Annotated in this window: 17 protein-coding genes and 1 riboswitch; of the genes, 11 read left to right on the top strand and 6 right to left on the bottom strand. The window is 40.0% G+C overall.

Annotated features, from left to right (window positions below; all coding sequences use genetic code 11):
- Positions 1–251: 251 nt before the first annotated feature.
- The 4 genes from LFUMFP_RS05270 to LFUMFP_RS05255 are packed head-to-tail and all read left to right on the top strand — an operon-like array spanning position 252 to position 3,465.
- Complete coding sequence (locus LFUMFP_RS05270) at positions 252–749, top strand: RNA polymerase sigma factor (RefSeq protein ID WP_051552774.1); 498 nt, start codon at positions 252–254, stop codon at positions 747–749.
- Positions 739–1,419: a zf-HC2 domain-containing protein gene (locus tag LFUMFP_RS05265; protein ID WP_025082592.1), complete on the top strand. Its 681-nt coding sequence runs from the start codon at positions 739–741 to the stop codon at positions 1,417–1,419. Before LFUMFP_RS05270 ends, LFUMFP_RS05265 begins: the two co-directional genes overlap by 11 nt.
- A gap of 20 nt (positions 1,420–1,439) precedes the next feature.
- The gene (locus LFUMFP_RS05260) at positions 1,440–2,315 is read left to right on the top strand and encodes an ATP-binding cassette domain-containing protein (protein ID WP_106483203.1); all 876 of its coding nucleotides are present in this window, start codon (positions 1,440–1,442) and stop codon (positions 2,313–2,315) included.
- A complete protein-coding gene (locus LFUMFP_RS05255) occupies positions 2,308–3,465 on the top strand; it encodes an ABC transporter permease subunit (protein ID WP_106483202.1) in 1,158 nt (385 codons plus the stop codon). Before LFUMFP_RS05260 ends, LFUMFP_RS05255 begins: the two co-directional genes overlap by 8 nt.
- 72 nt (positions 3,466–3,537) lie before the next feature.
- On the opposite strand, the gene LFUMFP_RS05250 is transcribed toward LFUMFP_RS05255, so the two are convergent.
- On the bottom strand, positions 3,538–5,253 hold the full coding sequence (locus LFUMFP_RS05250) for an NFACT RNA binding domain-containing protein (protein WP_056949985.1): 1,716 nt from the start codon (positions 5,251–5,253) through the stop codon (positions 3,538–3,540).
- Positions 5,254–5,395: 142 nt separating this feature from the next.
- Between LFUMFP_RS05250 and LFUMFP_RS05245 the strand changes: the two genes are divergently transcribed.
- Complete coding sequence (locus LFUMFP_RS05245; RefSeq protein ID WP_056949984.1) at positions 5,396–5,818, top strand: MarR family winged helix-turn-helix transcriptional regulator; 423 nt, start codon at positions 5,396–5,398, stop codon at positions 5,816–5,818.
- A 99-nt stretch (positions 5,819–5,917) separates the two neighbouring features.
- Positions 5,918–6,787, top strand: coding sequence for a DegV family protein (locus tag LFUMFP_RS05240; RefSeq protein ID WP_025082595.1), 870 nt, complete (start codon positions 5,918–5,920; stop codon positions 6,785–6,787).
- A 43-nt stretch (positions 6,788–6,830) separates the two neighbouring features.
- On the opposite strand, the gene LFUMFP_RS05235 is transcribed toward LFUMFP_RS05240, so the two are convergent.
- A complete protein-coding gene (locus LFUMFP_RS05235) occupies positions 6,831–7,358 on the bottom strand; it encodes a DUF1836 domain-containing protein (protein ID WP_025082596.1) in 528 nt (175 codons plus the stop codon).
- Between the two features lie 152 nt (positions 7,359–7,510).
- On the opposite strand from LFUMFP_RS05235, the gene trhA reads away from it, so the two are divergent.
- From trhA to thiT, 5 genes are all read left to right on the top strand, one after another.
- On the top strand, positions 7,511–8,158 hold the full coding sequence (gene trhA / locus LFUMFP_RS05230; protein ID WP_035438819.1) for a PAQR family membrane homeostasis protein TrhA: 648 nt from the start codon (positions 7,511–7,513) through the stop codon (positions 8,156–8,158).
- Between the two features lie 29 nt (positions 8,159–8,187).
- Entirely contained in the window at positions 8,188–9,030 is an 843-nt protein-coding gene (locus tag LFUMFP_RS05225; protein ID WP_025082598.1) for a DegV family protein, read from the top strand.
- Between the two features lie 286 nt (positions 9,031–9,316).
- The gene (locus LFUMFP_RS05220) at positions 9,317–10,723 is read left to right on the top strand and encodes an NAD-dependent succinate-semialdehyde dehydrogenase (protein WP_056949982.1); all 1,407 of its coding nucleotides are present in this window, start codon (positions 9,317–9,319) and stop codon (positions 10,721–10,723) included.
- A gap of 715 nt (positions 10,724–11,438) precedes the next feature.
- On the top strand, positions 11,439–12,500 hold the full coding sequence (xerS, locus tag LFUMFP_RS05215; RefSeq protein ID WP_025082599.1) for a tyrosine recombinase XerS: 1,062 nt from the start codon (positions 11,439–11,441) through the stop codon (positions 12,498–12,500).
- A 68-nt stretch (positions 12,501–12,568) separates the two neighbouring features.
- A riboswitch (TPP riboswitch) is annotated at positions 12,569–12,665 on the top strand.
- A 47-nt stretch (positions 12,666–12,712) separates the two neighbouring features.
- Complete coding sequence (gene thiT, locus LFUMFP_RS05210) at positions 12,713–13,318, top strand: energy-coupled thiamine transporter ThiT (RefSeq protein ID WP_025082600.1); 606 nt, start codon at positions 12,713–12,715, stop codon at positions 13,316–13,318.
- Positions 13,319–13,367: 49 nt separating this feature from the next.
- Here the strand turns inward: thiT and LFUMFP_RS05205 are convergent, their stop codons facing one another.
- The 4 genes from LFUMFP_RS05205 to pflA all read right to left on the bottom strand — a co-directional run bounded on the left by LFUMFP_RS05205 (position 13,368) and on the right by pflA (position 18,194).
- A complete protein-coding gene (locus LFUMFP_RS05205) occupies positions 13,368–15,176 on the bottom strand; it encodes a heavy metal translocating P-type ATPase (protein ID WP_025082601.1) in 1,809 nt (602 codons plus the stop codon).
- Positions 15,177–15,309: 133 nt separating this feature from the next.
- Positions 15,310–16,239, bottom strand: coding sequence for a manganese-dependent inorganic pyrophosphatase (locus LFUMFP_RS05200; protein ID WP_025082602.1), 930 nt, complete (start codon positions 16,237–16,239; stop codon positions 15,310–15,312).
- A 54-nt stretch (positions 16,240–16,293) separates the two neighbouring features.
- Positions 16,294–17,259 (bottom strand): LysR family transcriptional regulator, encoded by a 966-nt coding sequence (locus LFUMFP_RS05195; protein ID WP_056949979.1) that lies wholly within the window; start codon positions 17,257–17,259, stop codon positions 16,294–16,296.
- 125 nt (positions 17,260–17,384) lie between these two features.
- Positions 17,385–18,194 (bottom strand): pyruvate formate-lyase-activating protein, encoded by an 810-nt coding sequence (gene pflA / locus LFUMFP_RS05190; RefSeq protein WP_025082603.1) that lies wholly within the window; start codon positions 18,192–18,194, stop codon positions 17,385–17,387.
- Positions 18,195–18,204: the final 10 nt, after the last annotated feature.

Genomic DNA, 18,204 nt, shown 5'->3' with positions numbered 1-18,204 from the left:
CATAATAGGAAGTTGCGTTCCTTTTTTTATACAATCATATAAAAAAACTGCCGCCAGTGATAGAATTTTCTATCACCAACAACAGATATTGTAGAACCTTTTTAATGCATAGATTGAAAAGAACCGTATCTTTAGTAGAATTAAATATGAAATACATAACTTTTTTTAAAAATCTATCAAAAAGTTGTAACGAATCAGTCATTTTATGGATAGATGTATGATTATTAAATTAATAGCTAAGGAGGCCAATGGTGAACACTGAAAAAATATATGAAGATTATGGCAAGTTTATCTTTCGGTATTTACTGACCCTAACCAAGAACGAACAACTTTCTGAAGAGTTAACGCAAGAAACATTTTATCAAGCATTAAAGTCTATTGATCATTTTGATAATAACGGTCAGGCAAAATTTTCGACTTGGTTGTGTCAAATTGCCAAGAATCTATGGTTACAGGAATTGAATCATCATCAAAAAAGAGCCCAATTGAATGAATCGTTGCTAGCAGATGACCCAATCACCAATAATTTAGAAGAAACTTTTTTCAAAAATGAAGCCAAGATTGCTTTTTTTAAACGGGCCCATCATCTAAGTGATAAGCACCGAGAAATCCTTTATCTAAGGTTACTGGGTAATTTATCCTTTAGAGAAATCGGTGCGGTGTTTGGTGAAACTGAAAATTGGGCGCGAGTCACTTTTTATCGGGTCAAACAACAATTACGGAAGGATGAGACAGATAATGAATCATAATCTATTTAAAGACTTAGTGCCAAACTACCTGGAACATTTAACCAGTCAAGAAACGAATGAACAAATGAGCCAACATATGACGGAGTGTGAGGACTGCCGCCAGTTTCTCAATAGTATGCAAAAAGACTTAACGGTCACGGCGAATTCCGAAAGCAAGCAGGAAACGGTTGACATTGACGCGTTTAAAAAGGTAAAAACGCAACAACGGCGAAAAATAAGAACGATTATTCTATCTCTTTTGACCCTGTTTATCGTCTTAATAGCTGGCTATTATTTTTTGTTTGTTCACATGTGGTTGGCCAACTCTAATGATGTCCAGCCAACGATTACCCAACAAGGTAATGATATCACTCTGACTTTTGAAACTAAGAATAAGCATCGTTATTTAATGTTAATTAACAGCAGCCGACCGACAAAGGGCTACCAGTATTCATTAAATATGTATGAAAAATGGAATGATTTTTCCAAGGCGAATACCATATTAAAGAAGGGGACGTCCGTGGACTATACTTTTTTGGATCGCAACACATTATTATTACCTAAAGGCAAAGAATATAACGGTCAAAAATATCACTTAACCGATAAAGATGTCATTCGTATTAAGTATCGAGATAAAACCCAAAAGATTAAACTAACTGACTTATATGATTCCGCATCGAAGAAAAAATAACTTTGAGGAGGTCAATCCATATGAAATTAGAAATAAAGCATATTCAAAAAAGTTATGCGCAAACAATGGTCTTAAATGAGTGCTCGTTCACATTAACACCCGGTGTTTATGGCCTATTAGGGGCTAATGGCGCCGGCAAAAGCACCTTATTTAAAATAATTTGTGGCTTAACAAAAGCTGATAGTGGCAATATTTACTATAACGGCAACGCTATTAGTGAATCACAAAATAAATTTAATCCAATTCTAGGTTTCTTACCACAAAAAATTGCTTTTTATCCCGAATTTACGGGACTGGATTTTCTACTATACATTGCAACCCTAAAGGGAATTGATCGGCAAAGTGCCAAGGAGAAATGTCTAGCACTTTTAACGACTGTTGGGTTGATTGATGTTCAACATAAGAAGATTAGAAAATATTCTGGCGGGATGCAACAACGTTTGGGCATCGCGCAAGCCATGTTGAATGACCCCGAGATATTAATTTTAGATGAACCAACTGTTGGCCTAAATCCAAAAGAAAGAGTTAAATTTAGAAATCTAATTAGTTCCTTTTCGGACGAAAAGATTGTTATTTTATCAACACATATTGTGTCTGATGTCGAATACATTGCTGATGAAATTCTGATTTTGCAAAAAGGGGGTATTCAAGATAGCGGTACGCCGCCAGAATTAGTTCAAAAAATAGCAGAACAAGTCTGGGAATGCAGCGTACCACATGACTTAGTCGCAAAATTATTGGCCACTTATACGATTAGTAATCAGAAACATGAAAAGAATAACGTTATCCTAAGAATTATTGCAGAAAAGAAACCATTAGAAAATGCGGTTCAGGTCACGCCAACATTAGAGGATTTATATCTTTATTATTTTAGAGAGGCGGTTCACTATGATTAGTATTATACGTTTTGAAATGGCGAAAATTGTTAAAACCAAACGCTTTATTGGCTCATTGTTGATTTCTGTATTAGTTCTGTCAGGCATCTTTATTATTGGTTTTCACTATTCGCAACTTGGTGCCTCAGAGGTGCGTAATCAAGAATTGGGATTCAACCAATTATCACGAAAAAAAGCTAATGCACACGCTGGGGTTTTTAATAATCAAACCGTACGCTTAATTTTAGCGGATTACATTGCAGATTATCAGAACAATTCTGGCGGAGAACAGCCGTTTGATCAATTTTCTTATAATATTGCTAATACTTTCTTTCCAAAAGACAGAGATATTTATTTAGAGATGATTGCTGCTAATAAAAAGAAACAAACGCTAAAAATTGACCAAATTAAATTAACGCCAATCAAAAAAATTGGCTTTTCAAGTTTTTCTAAACCATTGATAATTGGTAGCTATTCAAACTGGAGTGAACTTTTTAAGGTCACCGGGAGCGTCTTTATTCTAATAAGCGTGCTAGTTATCATTACCGGTTCGACTGTCTTTGCGGAAGATACCGCCAAAAAGATGAATCAATTATTGTTCATCACTAAATACGGTCGGACTAAAATGCTGCGCGCAAAGATATATACTGCGACAGTTTTATCCCTGTTCATATTTTTAGTCGCTCATGGCCTAACATTTGGTTATTTTTATTATCATTATTATGGTATGGACGGTTGGAATGGTAGTATTCAGACCAATTTTGATTTAAAACTCTTCAATTTTCCGCTTGAACTCAATCATTTTCAAATTTATTTAATGATTCTAATATTGCAATTGGCTAGTTTGCTGATGATTGTCGGGATAACATTGTTAATCTCGGCAATCGCCAAGACACCATTTAGTGCGGTTATAATCGCAACCGGTATTTTTTTCTTACCAAAAGGGTTAATATTGATATTTACATCTGGAGTGCTCAACAAATTACTATATCTATTACCGATTAACCTGTACGATTCTGAAAAAATGTTGACACTAATGTCTGCTAAGCAAGGCTTCTTCTTTAATCAGTTCAACCAAAATTTTATCATGACGATCTGTATTTTATTACTAACTAACCTTATCAGTAATTGTTTTACGTATTACAAATTACAACATGCTTATATCGAATAGGCAGCATTAAATTTAACAGAGACCAATAAAAATAGTCCAGCAACCACTTAATCAGGGATGCTGGACTATTTTTTAGGCTTGGCTTGGTTTTTGTCGTAATTTTTGGACGAGTGCTTCATCCGGTGTGCTATAAAGGGTTTGTTGACCTTCATAAATCACAAAACCGGGTTTAGCCCCATTCGGTTTGCGAATCCGTTTGACTTGAATGTAATCAACGGGCACAGAAGCCGATAGCCGAGCTTTAGAGAAATAAGCGGCTAGTTTACTAGCTTCTTCTAAAGTTGTCTCAGACGGGTTACTAGCGTCAATAATCACGTGTGAGCCGGGGATGTTCTTAACATGCAACCAAATATCAGTTTTCTTAGCTTTTTTGAGGGTTAACTGATCGTTTTGATAGTTATTTTTACCAACAAAAATCCGAGTGCCATCACTGGCGTAGAAAATTTCGGGTTCACTAATCTTGTAACGTTTTTGTTTCTTAGCGCCGGACTTCTTAGTTTTTAAATAGCCCTCAGCTTGCAGTTCTTCTTTGATATCGACTAAATCTTTGGGCGCTGCAATCTCAATTTGAGCCATAATCGTGTTGAAATATTGCAGTTCCGCTTCCGTTTTAGCCATTTGATCGTTGACGTAAGCGACTGAATTGCGGAGTTTTTGGTACTTAGAAAAGTATTTTTGAGCATTTTTAGAAGGGGTCAATTGATTCGATAACGTAATTTTAATCGGTTGGTTATCCGCATAATAATTATCGAGTGTAATTTCGGTCATACCGCGTTCGACTTGGCGCAAATAAGTGGTTAGAATTTCACCTTTAATCCGGTAATCATCAGCACTATCAGCCGTCTTGAGGGTTTGTTGCAGTTTTTTTAGTTTCTTTTCATCCTTTTGAATTTCATTACGGATAAAATGAATCAAGGCGCCACCTTGTTGTTGGACCCGATCACGTTGCGCTTTATGCAAATAGTATTGGTCTAACAATTCACTAAGCGTTGGCAATTGCGTTTGTTCACCAACTAATGTTTGATAAGCTGCCACGGTAAACCAAGATTTTTTAGGGCCAATCGTTAATGTCGGTGTGGCTTGGTTGTATTGCTTGAAGAAATCCTGGACAATCGTCAAATAATGATCATGATCCAGTAACCGATGTTGTAATTCGATTGCACTTTCACGGCCCATTCCTTGGAATTGCGTTTGTAACCAATGCGGTTGCTCAGTTTCAGGTAGGTTATAATAACTCAGCCAGTCTAGGTCGGTTAAGTCGGCCGTAAAACCGTTGACGCCGGAAGCAGCGGGCGGATTAACGTAGTCCGCACCAGGCATTAAGAAGCGGTAACGGTTCTGCGATAAGCTAACGTGCCGAATCAAATCAAGAATCTTATTGGTTTCTTGGTTAACCAAAATCACGTTACTGTGCCGGCCCATTAATTCGACGATTAGACAGAGTTGTTGTAAATCACCTAATTCATTCCGCGATTTAAACGTGAAACGCAAAATCCGATCACTTTCAACTTGTTCAATTTTTTCTAGAATTGAACCATCCAGGTATTTTCGTAACGACATCGCAAAATTAGGGGGCGTCGCCGGATTCGCGTAAGGCACGCGAGTAATTTGAACCCGGGCGTAGGAAGGATGCGCCGAAAGGAGTAGGGGATAGGTCTTTCGATTAGCCCGAAGCGTCAAGATGACTTCATTGGGGTAAGGTTGTTGGATTTTAGTTATTTTACCGTCGGCTAACGTCGTATTTAACTCAGCGACAACGGCGTGGGTCATTAAACCATCAAAGGCCATTTAAATCACACTTTCTCTATATAGATTGTCTTACTTATTGTAACGGTTTTAACCATCAAGCTCAAAGGAATTTACTTATCAGTCAATTTATTGTATAATACAATTATTTTATTGCATTCTACAATAAAGGAGCGAAAAGCGAATGAATTCAACTTTAACGACGTTTAACCAACTTAATTTATTGTATCAAGAGCAAAAGAAGCAATGGGCCCAACGGTTGAATATTAAATTAGCACAAGTCAATATCCTCATGTTAGTTGCCCCAGAGCAAGCCTTACTCTCGCATGCAGCGTTAATTGATAGTACGAAATTAGACGCGTCAACTTTAAGTCGTCAGTTAAATGGCATGGCGCAAGAGGGCTTATTAGTGAAGACTAAAGGCACTGAACCTCGTCAGCGTGTTTACACCTTAACCGAACATGCCCAACGAATTGCGACTCGTTTACGGCAATGGCAAACTGAATTGGAACAACAAGTCCAAGATAATTGGAGTGCAGAAGAACAACAATTGCTAAAAATACTGTTAAATCGGTACTACCAAAGCTTTATCCGTTTTGAAAAGTGAGAGGCCCTATACGTTTTTTAAGGAAATACAGATAAATGCGGAATTAGCCGATTATTTATGATATAGTTATTAGCGAATAATAAAAAAGTAGGTGTCTCCATGAAAATTGCTGTAGTCACTGATAGTACTGCTTATCTCACAGAACAGCAAGTGAAAGATAATCATCTTTACGTCGTGCCAATCCCGGTGATCCTAGATGGCCAGGTCTATAATGAAGGCGTCGATATTACAACTGAAGAGTTCTATCAAAAGTTAAAAACATCTGAAACTTTCCCTAGTACGTCACAACCACCATTAGGTGAAATGTTGAAGTTATATGAAGATTTAGGCAATCAAAATTACGATGCCGTGATTAGTATTCATTTAGCAAGTACCATTTCTGGTTTCGTCACCACGTTAAAAAATGCAGCAAGCACCATCGATAATGTTCAAGTCATTCCTTATGATTCTGGGATTACAGTGATGTTAATGGGTTATTTAGCAATGGAAGCAGCTCGAATGGCGAAAGAACCCGACGCAACGGTTGAACAAATTATTGCGCGGTTAGATGATCTGAGAAGTACAATTGATGAATGTTTCATTGTTAATGATCTACAGAATCTAGTTCGTGGGGGCCGTTTATCAAACGCTTCAGCCTTCATTGGCAGTGTTTTAAAGATTAAACCCTTGTTAACATTCGATCCGGTTTCTAATAAAATCGTCGCTTTTGAAAAGGTCCGTTCTTTAAAGAAGGCCTATGCGCGAGCTGAACAAATTTTTGCTGAGAACATTGAAAAAGCGGATTATCCGATGCGAGCGCTACTGATTCACGCCAATGATGAAGCCGCGGCCGTTGCCTGGCAAACTAAATTACGGGTTAAATACCCCGACATGCCAATTGATATTGGCTATTTTGGTCCCGTTATCGGGACCCATCTCGGTGAAAAGGCGATTGCCTTATCCTGGATTAAAGATTTCACTAAAGCATAATACGCAATAGACCCTCAAAGCCGCGGCCTTGAAGGTCTATTTTTTATTCCGCGGGAGGAATGGGCGTTTCTTCTTTAAAATCGATTAATTTAGTCCCAATAATTTTATAAATAACGGATTTGACAGCCATTTTTTGAATAATCGTTAGGGGCGCTTCCGTAAAGTTAAAAGCATTAACGGCATCTGGTGCATTGACGTTAGCAATTTCGGCATTGAATAATTCAACGAAGTGGTTGTAGGCAATGCCTGCAGTATCTTGTTCTAATGATTGTTGAATCCCTTGTTTAACGACATCGAGTGGGAAGGAAAACTTAATCACGCTGACGACAATTAATTCCGCCAAGTGATTACGATTGTAACGTTTTTTCTCGGGGCGTTCGATGATGCCCATCTTAACGTAACTATTAATCATCGTTTTTGTGATTTTAACGTGGAGTAGGGGATCCAGTGACCGGTTGACCTCACTAATCACTTGGTCCATATATAATTCTAAATCTGGGAAGTCCGCCCATAAGGGTAACCGGAATTGTTGGAACTCATTAAGCCACGTTTCAAATTTTTCTGATTGCATTTAAATAACTCCGATCGACTGATTTTCAATAAGGTTATTATGCCACAAATGAAATGGTTTGTCACTTATGTAGAATTGAATTCTATTTTTAGTTGACTTCCATTCTATTTTTAGTTTATAATACTGGCAAATAGAAAAAAGGAGCGTTTATTATGCAAATTGCAGCGCCTAATCGGCATCAAAAAATTGTTTATGAGATTTGGAACGCGATTACTCACGGTATCGGATTCTTTGGTAGTTTAACGTTGGTCATCTTATTATTAATCAAAGGCGTTCAGCGGGATTTAACCCCAGTCGCCTTAGTCAGTCTCATCATTTATAGCGCAACGCTTCTTTTACTTTATTTAGCGTCAACGCTGTTCCACTGTTTAGCGTTTACCCGAGCGAAACGGGTTTTTCAAATATTTGATCATTCAAATATCTTTTTGCTGATTGCCGGTACGTACACACCCTATTGTTTAATCTTTGTCGGGCACACGATGGGCCTCAGCCTCTTGATTGCCATCTGGTTATTAGCGATTGGTGGCATTTTGACCCATATCTTTAGCCATGGTCGCCATCAAAGAATTGAAACAACCATCTATGTTATTATGGGGTGGTTATGTATGTTAGCCAGCAAGGCCCTCTACATAAATTTAAGCCCAACCGGGTTCTGGTTATTAGTCAGTGGGGGCGTGGTCTTCACGTTAGGGGCTGTCATTTACAGTTTCCCACGGATTCCGGGACTACATCTCATTTGGCATTTCTTTGTAATGTTAGGGACGACCTTAATGTTCTTTTCAATTTATTTAAACATTTAAGAGAATCACTTTAAAAAAGGAGAATTATCATGACTATTAAAATCGTAACCGATTCATCGATTCAACTCACACGTGCAGAACGTGACGCTTATCCAATTCATATTGCGCCCTTAACGGTTCAATACGCGGGTGAAACTTACGTCGATGGTAAAACCATCACCCGTGAAGATTTTCTAGCCAAATTAACCGCAGCAACGACTGAATTTCCAACGACCAGTCAGCCAACCGTTGGCAGTCTAGTTGAGCTATACGACCAATTAGGCGCTGATGGTAGTCAGATTCTATCCATTCATTGTACTGGCCTACTAAGTGGCACGGTTGAAGGGGCGCATACCGCCGCCCAACAATCAAACAGTGATGTGGTGGTCCTCGATAGTAAGGTCATGGATCGAGGTTTGGCTTATCAAGTGATTGCCGCTGTACAAGATGCTGAAGCTGGCCTTGATTTAGAAGCAATTTTAGCCCATTTAGATGAAATTCGTTCTAAAACTGAAACTTACGTCTTCCTAGATTCATTAGACGCCATGCAACGTGGCGGTCGAATTAGTCGGGTCGCCGGATTACTCACGAAACTGATTAAATTAAAAGTCGTCGTTCGATTAACCGATTCACAGTTACAAATTGTCGCTAAAGGTCGGGGTTCTAAAGCATTTAGCAAGGTGTTAAACGAAATGCAAGCGACCATTAGTCAACAAACGTTAGTAGACGTTGGCATCTCACATGTCGGCGTTGAGGAGGATGACCTGGTTAAGATTCAAAGTATTTTACAACAGGGTCAACCCGATGTGCCATACACCGTTGCATTAACGAGCCCAGTTATCATGAGCCACGTTGGCCTGAAAGCATTTGGCATTATGTATCAAACTAAATAATCTCACAAAGATAATCGTGCGTCTTCGCCGATTATCTTTTTTTATGTAAATATTAAAGTGGTCTATCTAATAAATATGATTATTCAACGGATAATTCGCTAATATATTGGCATTTATCGGCATAGCAACGCCATAAGATTAAATACTGGTCTAATTGACAAGATGGTGTTAATATTTCAGGTATACACAAATAAAGCGCTACCTAACAGACAATCAATTAGCCATTTTAAAGAGAGCCCTCTGTTGGCAAAACAAGATTAGCTTTATTTAAGAAAGGTCGATCAATATGAGTTATCAAACAATTAATCCACTAACCGATGAGGTCCTTAAAACTTATCCGAATCATGACGCTGCCTATGTCGAACAAGCGCTTGTTAAAGGTGATGTACTGTACAAGCAATGGCGGAATGATCCGGTTGCTAGCCGGGGTCCAGTGTTAAATAAAGTGGCTGATTTAATGGCCGCTCAAAGTGATGCACTAGCTAAAATTTTAACAGTGGAAATGGGCAAACGGTTCGTTGAAGCCCAGGGTGAAGTGGCACTTTGTATCTCGATTGCCCGGTATTATGCTGAACACGCGGCTGATTTTTTGAAACCCGAACACATTAAATCTTCAATTGGCACAGCGCAAGTTATTTCTAGACCAACCGGAATCTTGATGATGGTGGAACCATGGAATTTTCCATACTATCAAATCATGCGTGTTTTTGCCCCTAACTTCATGGTAGGTAATCCAATGCTTTTAAAACACGCCAGTAACTGTCCCATGGCCGCTGAAGCCTTTGAAAAGATTGTGATCGCGGCGGGGGTGCCTGAGGGGGCTTTCGCTAACTTGTACATTACTTATGATCAAGTTAACCAGATTATTGCGGATAAGCGGGTCCAAGGCGTCGCTTTAACAGGTTCTGAACGCGCGGGCCAACTAGTCGCTGCTGAAGCTGGCAAAAATATGAAACAAAGTTCCCTAGAACTAGGGGGGAGTGATCCCTTTATCGTCTTAGATGATGCCAATTTATCAGAGATTAAAAAAATTATTAGTGGGGCTCGTCTATTTAACGCCGGCCAAGTCTGTACTTCTTCTAAACGGTTTATCGTTACCGAAAAGAATTATGAGCAAATGTTAGCGATGTTAAAAGAAGCTTTTGCAGCCGTTAAACTAGGCGATCCAATGTTAAGCACCACGACGTTAGCGCCCTTAAGTTCTTCAAAAGCAAAACAAAACTTAGCACAGCAAGTACGCGCTGCAGTCGAAAATGGTGCAACTTTGGCTTTTGGTAGTCTGGCACAAAACAAACCGGCCGCATTGTTTGAACCAGTCATCTTGACGAATATTACCAAAGAAAACCCAGCATTCTATCAAGAGTTCTTTGGTCCGGTTGGTCAGATCTATCGAGTACCAGACGAAGCCGCCGCAATTCGCTTAGCTAATGATTCACATTACGGTTTAAGTGGTGTTGTGTTTGGGGGTTCGCCTGAACACGCCACTGAGGTCGCCAGTCAATTAGAGACTGGTTCGGTATTTGTTAATAGCTTCGGGGGTACTTTACCAGAATTACCGTTTGGGGGCGTTAAAAATTCAGGTTATGGCCGTGAATTAGGCCGTTTCGGGATTGAAACCTTCGTCAATAAAGAAACGATTGTCACCAAGCACAACCCAATCAATCTAGATGATGCCTTTGGTGGCTTTGTTTAAACGGATTATCAAAAAGTTATTCTGAAATGACCGACATTCAGAATAACTTTTTTGTAGATTAAAGACAAAAAAAAGTAGGTAGGTGAGCACCGATTTCAAGCCTTAAAAAGATTAATCTATTCTAGTTTACATAATATATATTATACGAAGTTGTATATTAATCATCAAGAGAGGCTTCTTTAATCGATTTAGTCTGTTTAATGCACTTACTTTAAACCACTAGATTGACTTAATCAATTTAGTGACCGATAATTCGTTAACCCAATTGCGTTTTCAGTTCAATTCTGAATTGTTGCATGACTGCTTGTCGTGATTCAGCCTTGAGACTCGACTACCATAGTCAGCCAGTTGATCAACCGTTGAGTTGGATTCGTTAGCATGAACTTTAAAAACCATTAAATTAGCCTGAAAATACCGTGAATTAGTGATTTTAAACCGATATTCAGCTCATTTAGATGCTCATTAAGTTGATTTTAGCTAAATTACAGCTATTTATCGGGTAAAACACCTAGATTACGTGGCAAAAGGTTGATATACCGGTATTTATCTATAATCAGCAGTCGATTGAAAACCGCCAATTTCAACCTGATAAAGTTGGGGGTGCTATTTTAAGATTAAACAAGTGTTGTTAAAATTATGGTTTTAACAACACTTGTGGTATTTTCACCTTTTCTTTGCTAAAATTAAGTTATTCGGTTTCTAAGGAGTTTTAATCATGGATCAATTACGCTATCTAGAATTATGTGAACAACGTTTAACTAGCTTGCCCGATTACGTTCGTAAATTTTATATCAATCGACAGGCTAACGCCTATTCCTCGGCGACGCTTTACCAATACTTGCAAGAATACGTACGCTTCTTCTCTTGGCTGATTGACGAACAGATCGTAATGGTTGCTGAACCGAGGTTAATCCCCCTCACCGCGCTTGAGAAGATGAAATTAGAAGATATTGAACTCTATAAGATCTATTTGATGAACAAACGCAAAACGAATCACCACAAGCTCTCTTTTCAGGCCGTTAACCGCTCAATTAACGCTTTAAATGCACTCTGGTACTTTTTAACGATTGAAGCAGAACAAGCCGATGGTGAGCCTTATTTCTATCGTAACGTGATGAAGAAGGTTAAACTACTCAAATCATCTGAAACCATGGCGACCCGTTCACGGCACATCGGTCAAAAATTATTAACTGGTGATAAGAAACACGCATTTATTGATTTTATGCAGATGACTTATCCGAAACAACTATCGAATCGGCAGTTGGCCTCCTATCAACAAAATTGTGAACGGGACGTGGCGATCTGCGTCTTAGCGCTAACCACGGGCATTCGGTTATCAGAATTAGCACAAGCCAATTTAGCGGACTTGAAATTAGAACAATTGACCGTGACCGTTATTCGTAAAGGCGGCCAACAGGATACGGTCCCAATTGCACCATGGGGCCAACCCTACCTAGAAGAATACGTTCAAATCCGCCAGACACGTTATGCAACAACCGCCAATGAACACGCGTTATTCGTAGCGAAATACCGTGGTCAAGCGAAACGGATGAGTAATTACGCCATTGAGAAATTAGTCGCGAAATATTCTGAAGCCTTCGGGGTCCGTTTAACGCCGCATAAATTCCGCCATACGTTAGCAACCGATTTAATGGCCGCTACCCACAGTGAGACAATTGTCGCGACCCAATTAGGCCAAACAACGACCCAAGCCACCCATTTATACACGCACGTTGTCGACGATGAACAACGCGCAGCGATGGATAAAATGGAATGATTGAAATCGATTACTTGACATGAGTGCTGATTCAGGTATACTGAAAACGTTCTTAAAATTAAATATTAACCATCACAAAGGGGAGCCATTGGCTGAGAGTGATAATGATCAGACCCTTCGAACCTGTTTGTTAAGACAAGCGTAGGAATTGTGATGGAGTTGAATATAACAACTCCTTTTTTGTGTTGGTTGAACAGAAAAGGGGTTTTTCTATGCGTCATCAGCGTTTATTGATTCAAATTGAAGGAGCAATTCTAGCGGCCTTTGCGGTTGCTTTGGAATATATTCCGCACACAGTCGGGCCATCTGCGATTGAAGTTTCCTTCGGGATTATTCCCATCGTCATTTATAGTCTTCGGCGTGGCGCCGTACCAGGCATGATTGCTGCATTCATTTGGGGCACGTTAGATTTAATTTTGCGTGGTCTCAGTAGTGGTAGTGTTTTAAATGTCTGGCAAGGGCTTTTTGAATTTACGGTCGCCTTTATCGTGGTTGGCTTAGCTGGCTTATGCCAGCACCAAGTTCAAACCAGTATTCGACAACATCGAAAGGTTAAAACGTTAACTTTATTGTGGTCGGCGGCTTTAATTGCCAATTTTGCTAAATACTTCTGTCATTTTATTGCCGGTGTGGTTTACTGGGGCTCTTATGCACCCAAAGGAATGAATCCGTGGTATTATTCGCTCGTGATTAATGGTGGTAGTTTTATCGTGACCTTCATTCTGACCGGGATTGTCGCGTGCGTGTTATTCGCCATGTTACCGACGATTTATTTACCAAAAGATATGGCATTTGATCAACAAGCTGCTAAATCATAACATCAAAAAAACCGTCATCTAAAATCAGGTGACGGTTTTTATTTGCCTATTATTTGAGTAATGGCCGGTCTTTACGAGCCTTCAGTGAATATAAAATTGAAACTGTATCGACGACTTCTTGGAACATCGCCCCGATTAAGGCGGGCACAACCCCAGTACTGGCGATCAACATCAAGATCACACAGATGGCAATCCCAATTAAGACCGATTGCCGGGCAATACTCATTGTATCCCGAGCAATCTGAACGGCGCGACTAACTCGGTTTAAATCATCTTTTAATATGACGACATCGGCTGATTCACTCGCAGCGGTTGCACCGTGTGCGCCCATTGCAATCCCGACATCAGCAGTTGCCAATGATGGCGCATCGTTAACCCCGTCGCCAACCATCACAATCGGACGGTTATCTGGTGCAGTCTGCTCAAGCAAATGAATTTTATCAATTGGTAGACAACCAGCGTGAACATCCGTAATGCCAACTTGTTGGGCAATTTGATCCGCAGTTGCTTGTTGATCCCCCGTTAGCATGGTCAATTGCTGGAAGCCCAAGGTTTGTAATTCTTGAATCGTCTTGGGTGCTTCTGCCCGCAAGTGATCGATAAACGTGATATAACCCGCATATTGGTCGTTAACGGCTACGTGAACAGCGGTTTGCTTTAGTGTTGCTGTTGGTTGCTCTGGTGCGACAAAATTAAGTTTACCCACTTTAACCGTTTGTTGAGTCGCTGCAAAGGTTGCAATCACCCCTGCCCCGGTCACCTCTTGTAAATCAGTTAACGGCAATCTAGTAGCTGCGTCACTAGCGGCTACTAATGACCGCGCTAGAATGTGGCTGGATTCTTGTTCAGCACTAGCCGCTAATTGCAATAACGAAGCTTCAGTAAAGCCATTTTGGGGCACGACTTGATCGAGTGTTAATTGGCCGTTTGTAATGGTCCCCGTTTTATCGAAGGCAATTGCTTTAGCGCCGGCTAATTTTTCAATCGTGGTACCGTTTTTAATGATAATCCCGTTCCGGCTCGCCCGACTCATGCCTGAAATCAAAGCAATCGGTGCCGCTAAAATTAAGGGACACGGTGACGCTACAACGAGTACTTCAGCAAAACGCACCGGGTCTTTAGAAACCCACCAAGCAATCCCCGCAATAATGTAAGCGACTAATGTAAATGGCACGGCGTAGCGATCGGCCATCCGCACGAATTTCGCGGGTTGATTGGCCGAAGCTTCAACCAATTTAACAATCGCCTGGTATTGACTGTCCGCCGCTAACTGATCAACTTGCATCGTAATTGAGGTGTCGCCGTTGACTGAACCGGACATCAATTCATCTTGCGGTGCCTTTTCAACCGGCTGAGATTCACCCGTTAATGAGGATTCATCGAATAGCGACTGGCCATCCAGAATATGCCCATCAACTGGGACCAATTCGCCTGGTTTAATCAGGACTTGGTCATGAATCTGCAATTGATCGACAGAGACGTCTCTCAGACCAGCCGCTTCGATTAAATGGGCCGTCTGAGGCGAATTATCCAATAACGCTTTTAATTCCCGGCCGGCCTTATGTGCAGCGTAATCTTCAAGCGAATCTCCGCCCGTTAGCATGACCAACACCATCAGTGCCGCCCAGTATTCACCGACAGCTAAGGTTGCGATGATGGCGGTAATCGCTAATAAATCAATCCCGTATTTTCCGGATTTCAAGGTTTTAACCATTTCAATCATCATGCTTAACGCCACCAGGCTGCCGGCCATCGTAACGATGATTTGCGCCCATAATGGTTGTTTGAACAGAAATGCAGTAATCAGAGCCATGAACCCAATCAGTAGTGTGAGTGAGAATTTCAATGTATGTTTCATCAGTAATCAGACCTTTCATATCACTTGTTTGATTAACATCAGTATAGCATGTTTTCAACTAGATTAGAATGATTATTAATTAATAATATACGTAAAAAAATAAAACCTCCGCAGAGATTTTATTTAGCGTCAATTACGCCTTAAAAGCTTCAGTTAATTGTGGGACAACTTGTTTCTTACGTGAAACCACACCGTCTAATTGTGCGCGATGATTGTTTAAAGTAACGTTAAACGCCTTTTCAAAAGCGGCTACGGGTTCGCCGATGACCAATGCTTCTGAGTTACTATTTAAGATGTCAGTGATTAATAAAACGAATAAGTCGTAACCATTGGCTTGGTTATCAGCTTCGATTGCCGCTTCAAAGGCAGCTTGACGTGCAAAGACTGCGTCAATATCAACCGTATTCACTTGGTCAATCCGCACTTTTTTGCCAGCCATTTCAAATGTTTTAGCATCTGCTTCAATTAATTCAGCTTCGCTCTTATCAGCTAAGTTAGTCCCAGCTTTAAGCATTTCTAAGCCGTATGATTCAAAGTCAACGTCGGCGATTTCAGCAAGTGTCTTGATGGCAATCTTATCGTCATCAGTTGTGGTTGGTGATTTCATTAATAATGTATCAGAAATGATGGCACTCAACATGAGACCCGCTAATTGAGCTGGAATTTCAATTTTATATTCGTTGAATAATTTCAACATGATGGTGCTGGTACAACCGACTGGTTCAGAACGGTAGAATAACGGGCTAATCGTTTCGAAGTTCGCAATCCGATGATGATCAACGACGTGTGTGACGGTTAAATCTTTAATATCCGCTACACTTTGTTGAGCTTCATTATGATCAACTAACATCACGCTATCAACTTCATTTGCCGCCGTCTTGATAATCCGTGGTGTGCTAGCAGCAAAATGGCGTAATGCAAAGCTGGTTTCTTCGTTAGGTTCGCCTAACGCAACGGCTTCAACATCGTGCCCTAATTGTTGTTGTAGGTATGCAAAAGCCATTGCAGCAACGATTGCATCCGTATCGGGATTTTGGTGTCCAAAAACTAATTCTTTACTCATTAATATACAGACCCTTCTTTATCAAAATTACATCATCTATTATACCAGAAAAGATTAGATAATCTGGCGGTTTTGTTCTTTAATCCGAGTTAAATAATCTTTTTCAGCAAGATATTGATCGAATTCACGGAAGAAGTTATCAATTCTTGGAATCGCTTCTTTTTCTTTACGGAAAACAAAGGCCAATTCGAATTGAATAGCGGGATCAAACTGAACAGCGTGCGCCGTCACCCCAAGATTATGGGCTTCAAAGAAACTAGTTGGCAAAGCCGTACTTAAATCAGTCGCTTCGGCAAAACGTAATAATTCAAACGGTGACGTAAATTGGGCTGCACTAACCGGACGGTCAACCATTTGGTTTTTATAAGCTTCGTTGATGAACTGGTGTAAATAATATTCATCTGGATAAGTCACCCATTTTTGGTCTAACGTATCTTTAAAATGAATCTTCTTACGTTTCTTAAGACTTGGATTATGGCTTAAAAAGACTAAACTTTCTTCGGCAATCTTCTTAGATTTATACGGTTTCCAATTTTTAATACTGTCATCTGGTAAATACATAATCGCGAGATCGATTTTATTATTTTCAAGACGATCCCAGATTTCTTTCCGAGTTAACAGGTGTAAACTAACTTCAATATCCGTAAATTGTTGGTAATATTGAATTAAAAATTGTTCAATCACGCTAACTTCCATCGAGGCCAAAACGCCGATGTGGATTTTACCTTGTGTCGCACTGGTCGCACTTTGAATTTCATCAGTTGCGGTGTTTAATAAATCGTAAATTTGATGGGTGGCTTCTAACATCGTTCGGCCAGCATCTGAAATATGGAGTTTTTTACCCACAGAATAAAAGAGTGGTGCACCAACCGTCCGTTCTAATTTCTTAATTTGTTGGGTTAATGCGGGTTGCGTAATTCCCAGTAATTGTGCAGCTTGCGTGTAGTTCATCGTTTCTGCTAATTGCAAAAAATACGTTAAAGTCTTGGAGGAAAAAATATTTTCTTGCTTTGTTTTCATGTTCAATCCTCATTCCTAAGTTATTTTTAGAATCACTTATCATTATAATAATAAAAAAATAAAGAAAGAGCAACCTTTTTGCGCTCTTTCTTATTATTCGTTTAAATTTAGCTTATGTCGCCGCTTTATTTGTGGTAGTCAGCGGTGTGCAATAATTGTTCAGCATTGACGACGCGATCGTGCGTTGGGGGTTCGATGCCTTTAAGCGGATAATTAATTCCCATCTTTTCATACTTAACAATCCCCATCGTATGGTATGGCAAAACTTCAACCCGATCCACATAATGCAACGTTTGAATATAGTCGCCCAATTTCTTCAAATAGACATCGTAATCGGTCCGTTCTGGAATTAAGACGTGGCGAATCCACATATGGTGACCATGATTAGACATGTATTCAATCATTTCTAAAATGCGTTCGTTTGAAAAACCCGTTAATTTTTTGTGTTCAACGGGATCGATGTGTTTAATATCGACCATCGAAAGGTCAGTGTATTTCATGAGTTCTTTGAATTTACTGAAGAACGGTTCTTTATACGTGAACGGTTGGCCACAGGTATCCAAACAAGTATTAATCCCCTGTTCTTTACATTTCTTGAATAAATCAATTAAAAAATCGATTTGAATGAGTGATTCACCACCACTACAAGTGATGCCGCCCTCTTTACCCCAGAAGGCTCTATAGTCTAAAGCCTTGGCAATTAATTCATCGGCCGTGTATGGATCGCCAGTGCCGATATTCCAAGTATCGGGGTTATGACAGAATTCGCAACGCATCCGACAGCCTTGTAAGAACGCGACAAATCGAATCCCAGGCCCATCGACTGAACCGAATGTTTCGATTGAATGCACGTAGCCTACTGGGTCCTTAACTGGGACGACTTCCGTTGGTGTTGCTGTTTCAGTTGATAAGTTAGTTGTAAATTTAATATTCATCTCTTCCACC

It is taken from the genome of Latilactobacillus fuchuensis, assembly GCF_900258455.1.
Taxonomy (GTDB): Bacteria; Bacillota; Bacilli; order Lactobacillales; family Lactobacillaceae; genus Latilactobacillus; species Latilactobacillus fuchuensis.
The sequence above is the reverse complement of the archived record's forward strand: the minus strand, read 5'-3'. Positions and strand labels throughout refer to the sequence as shown.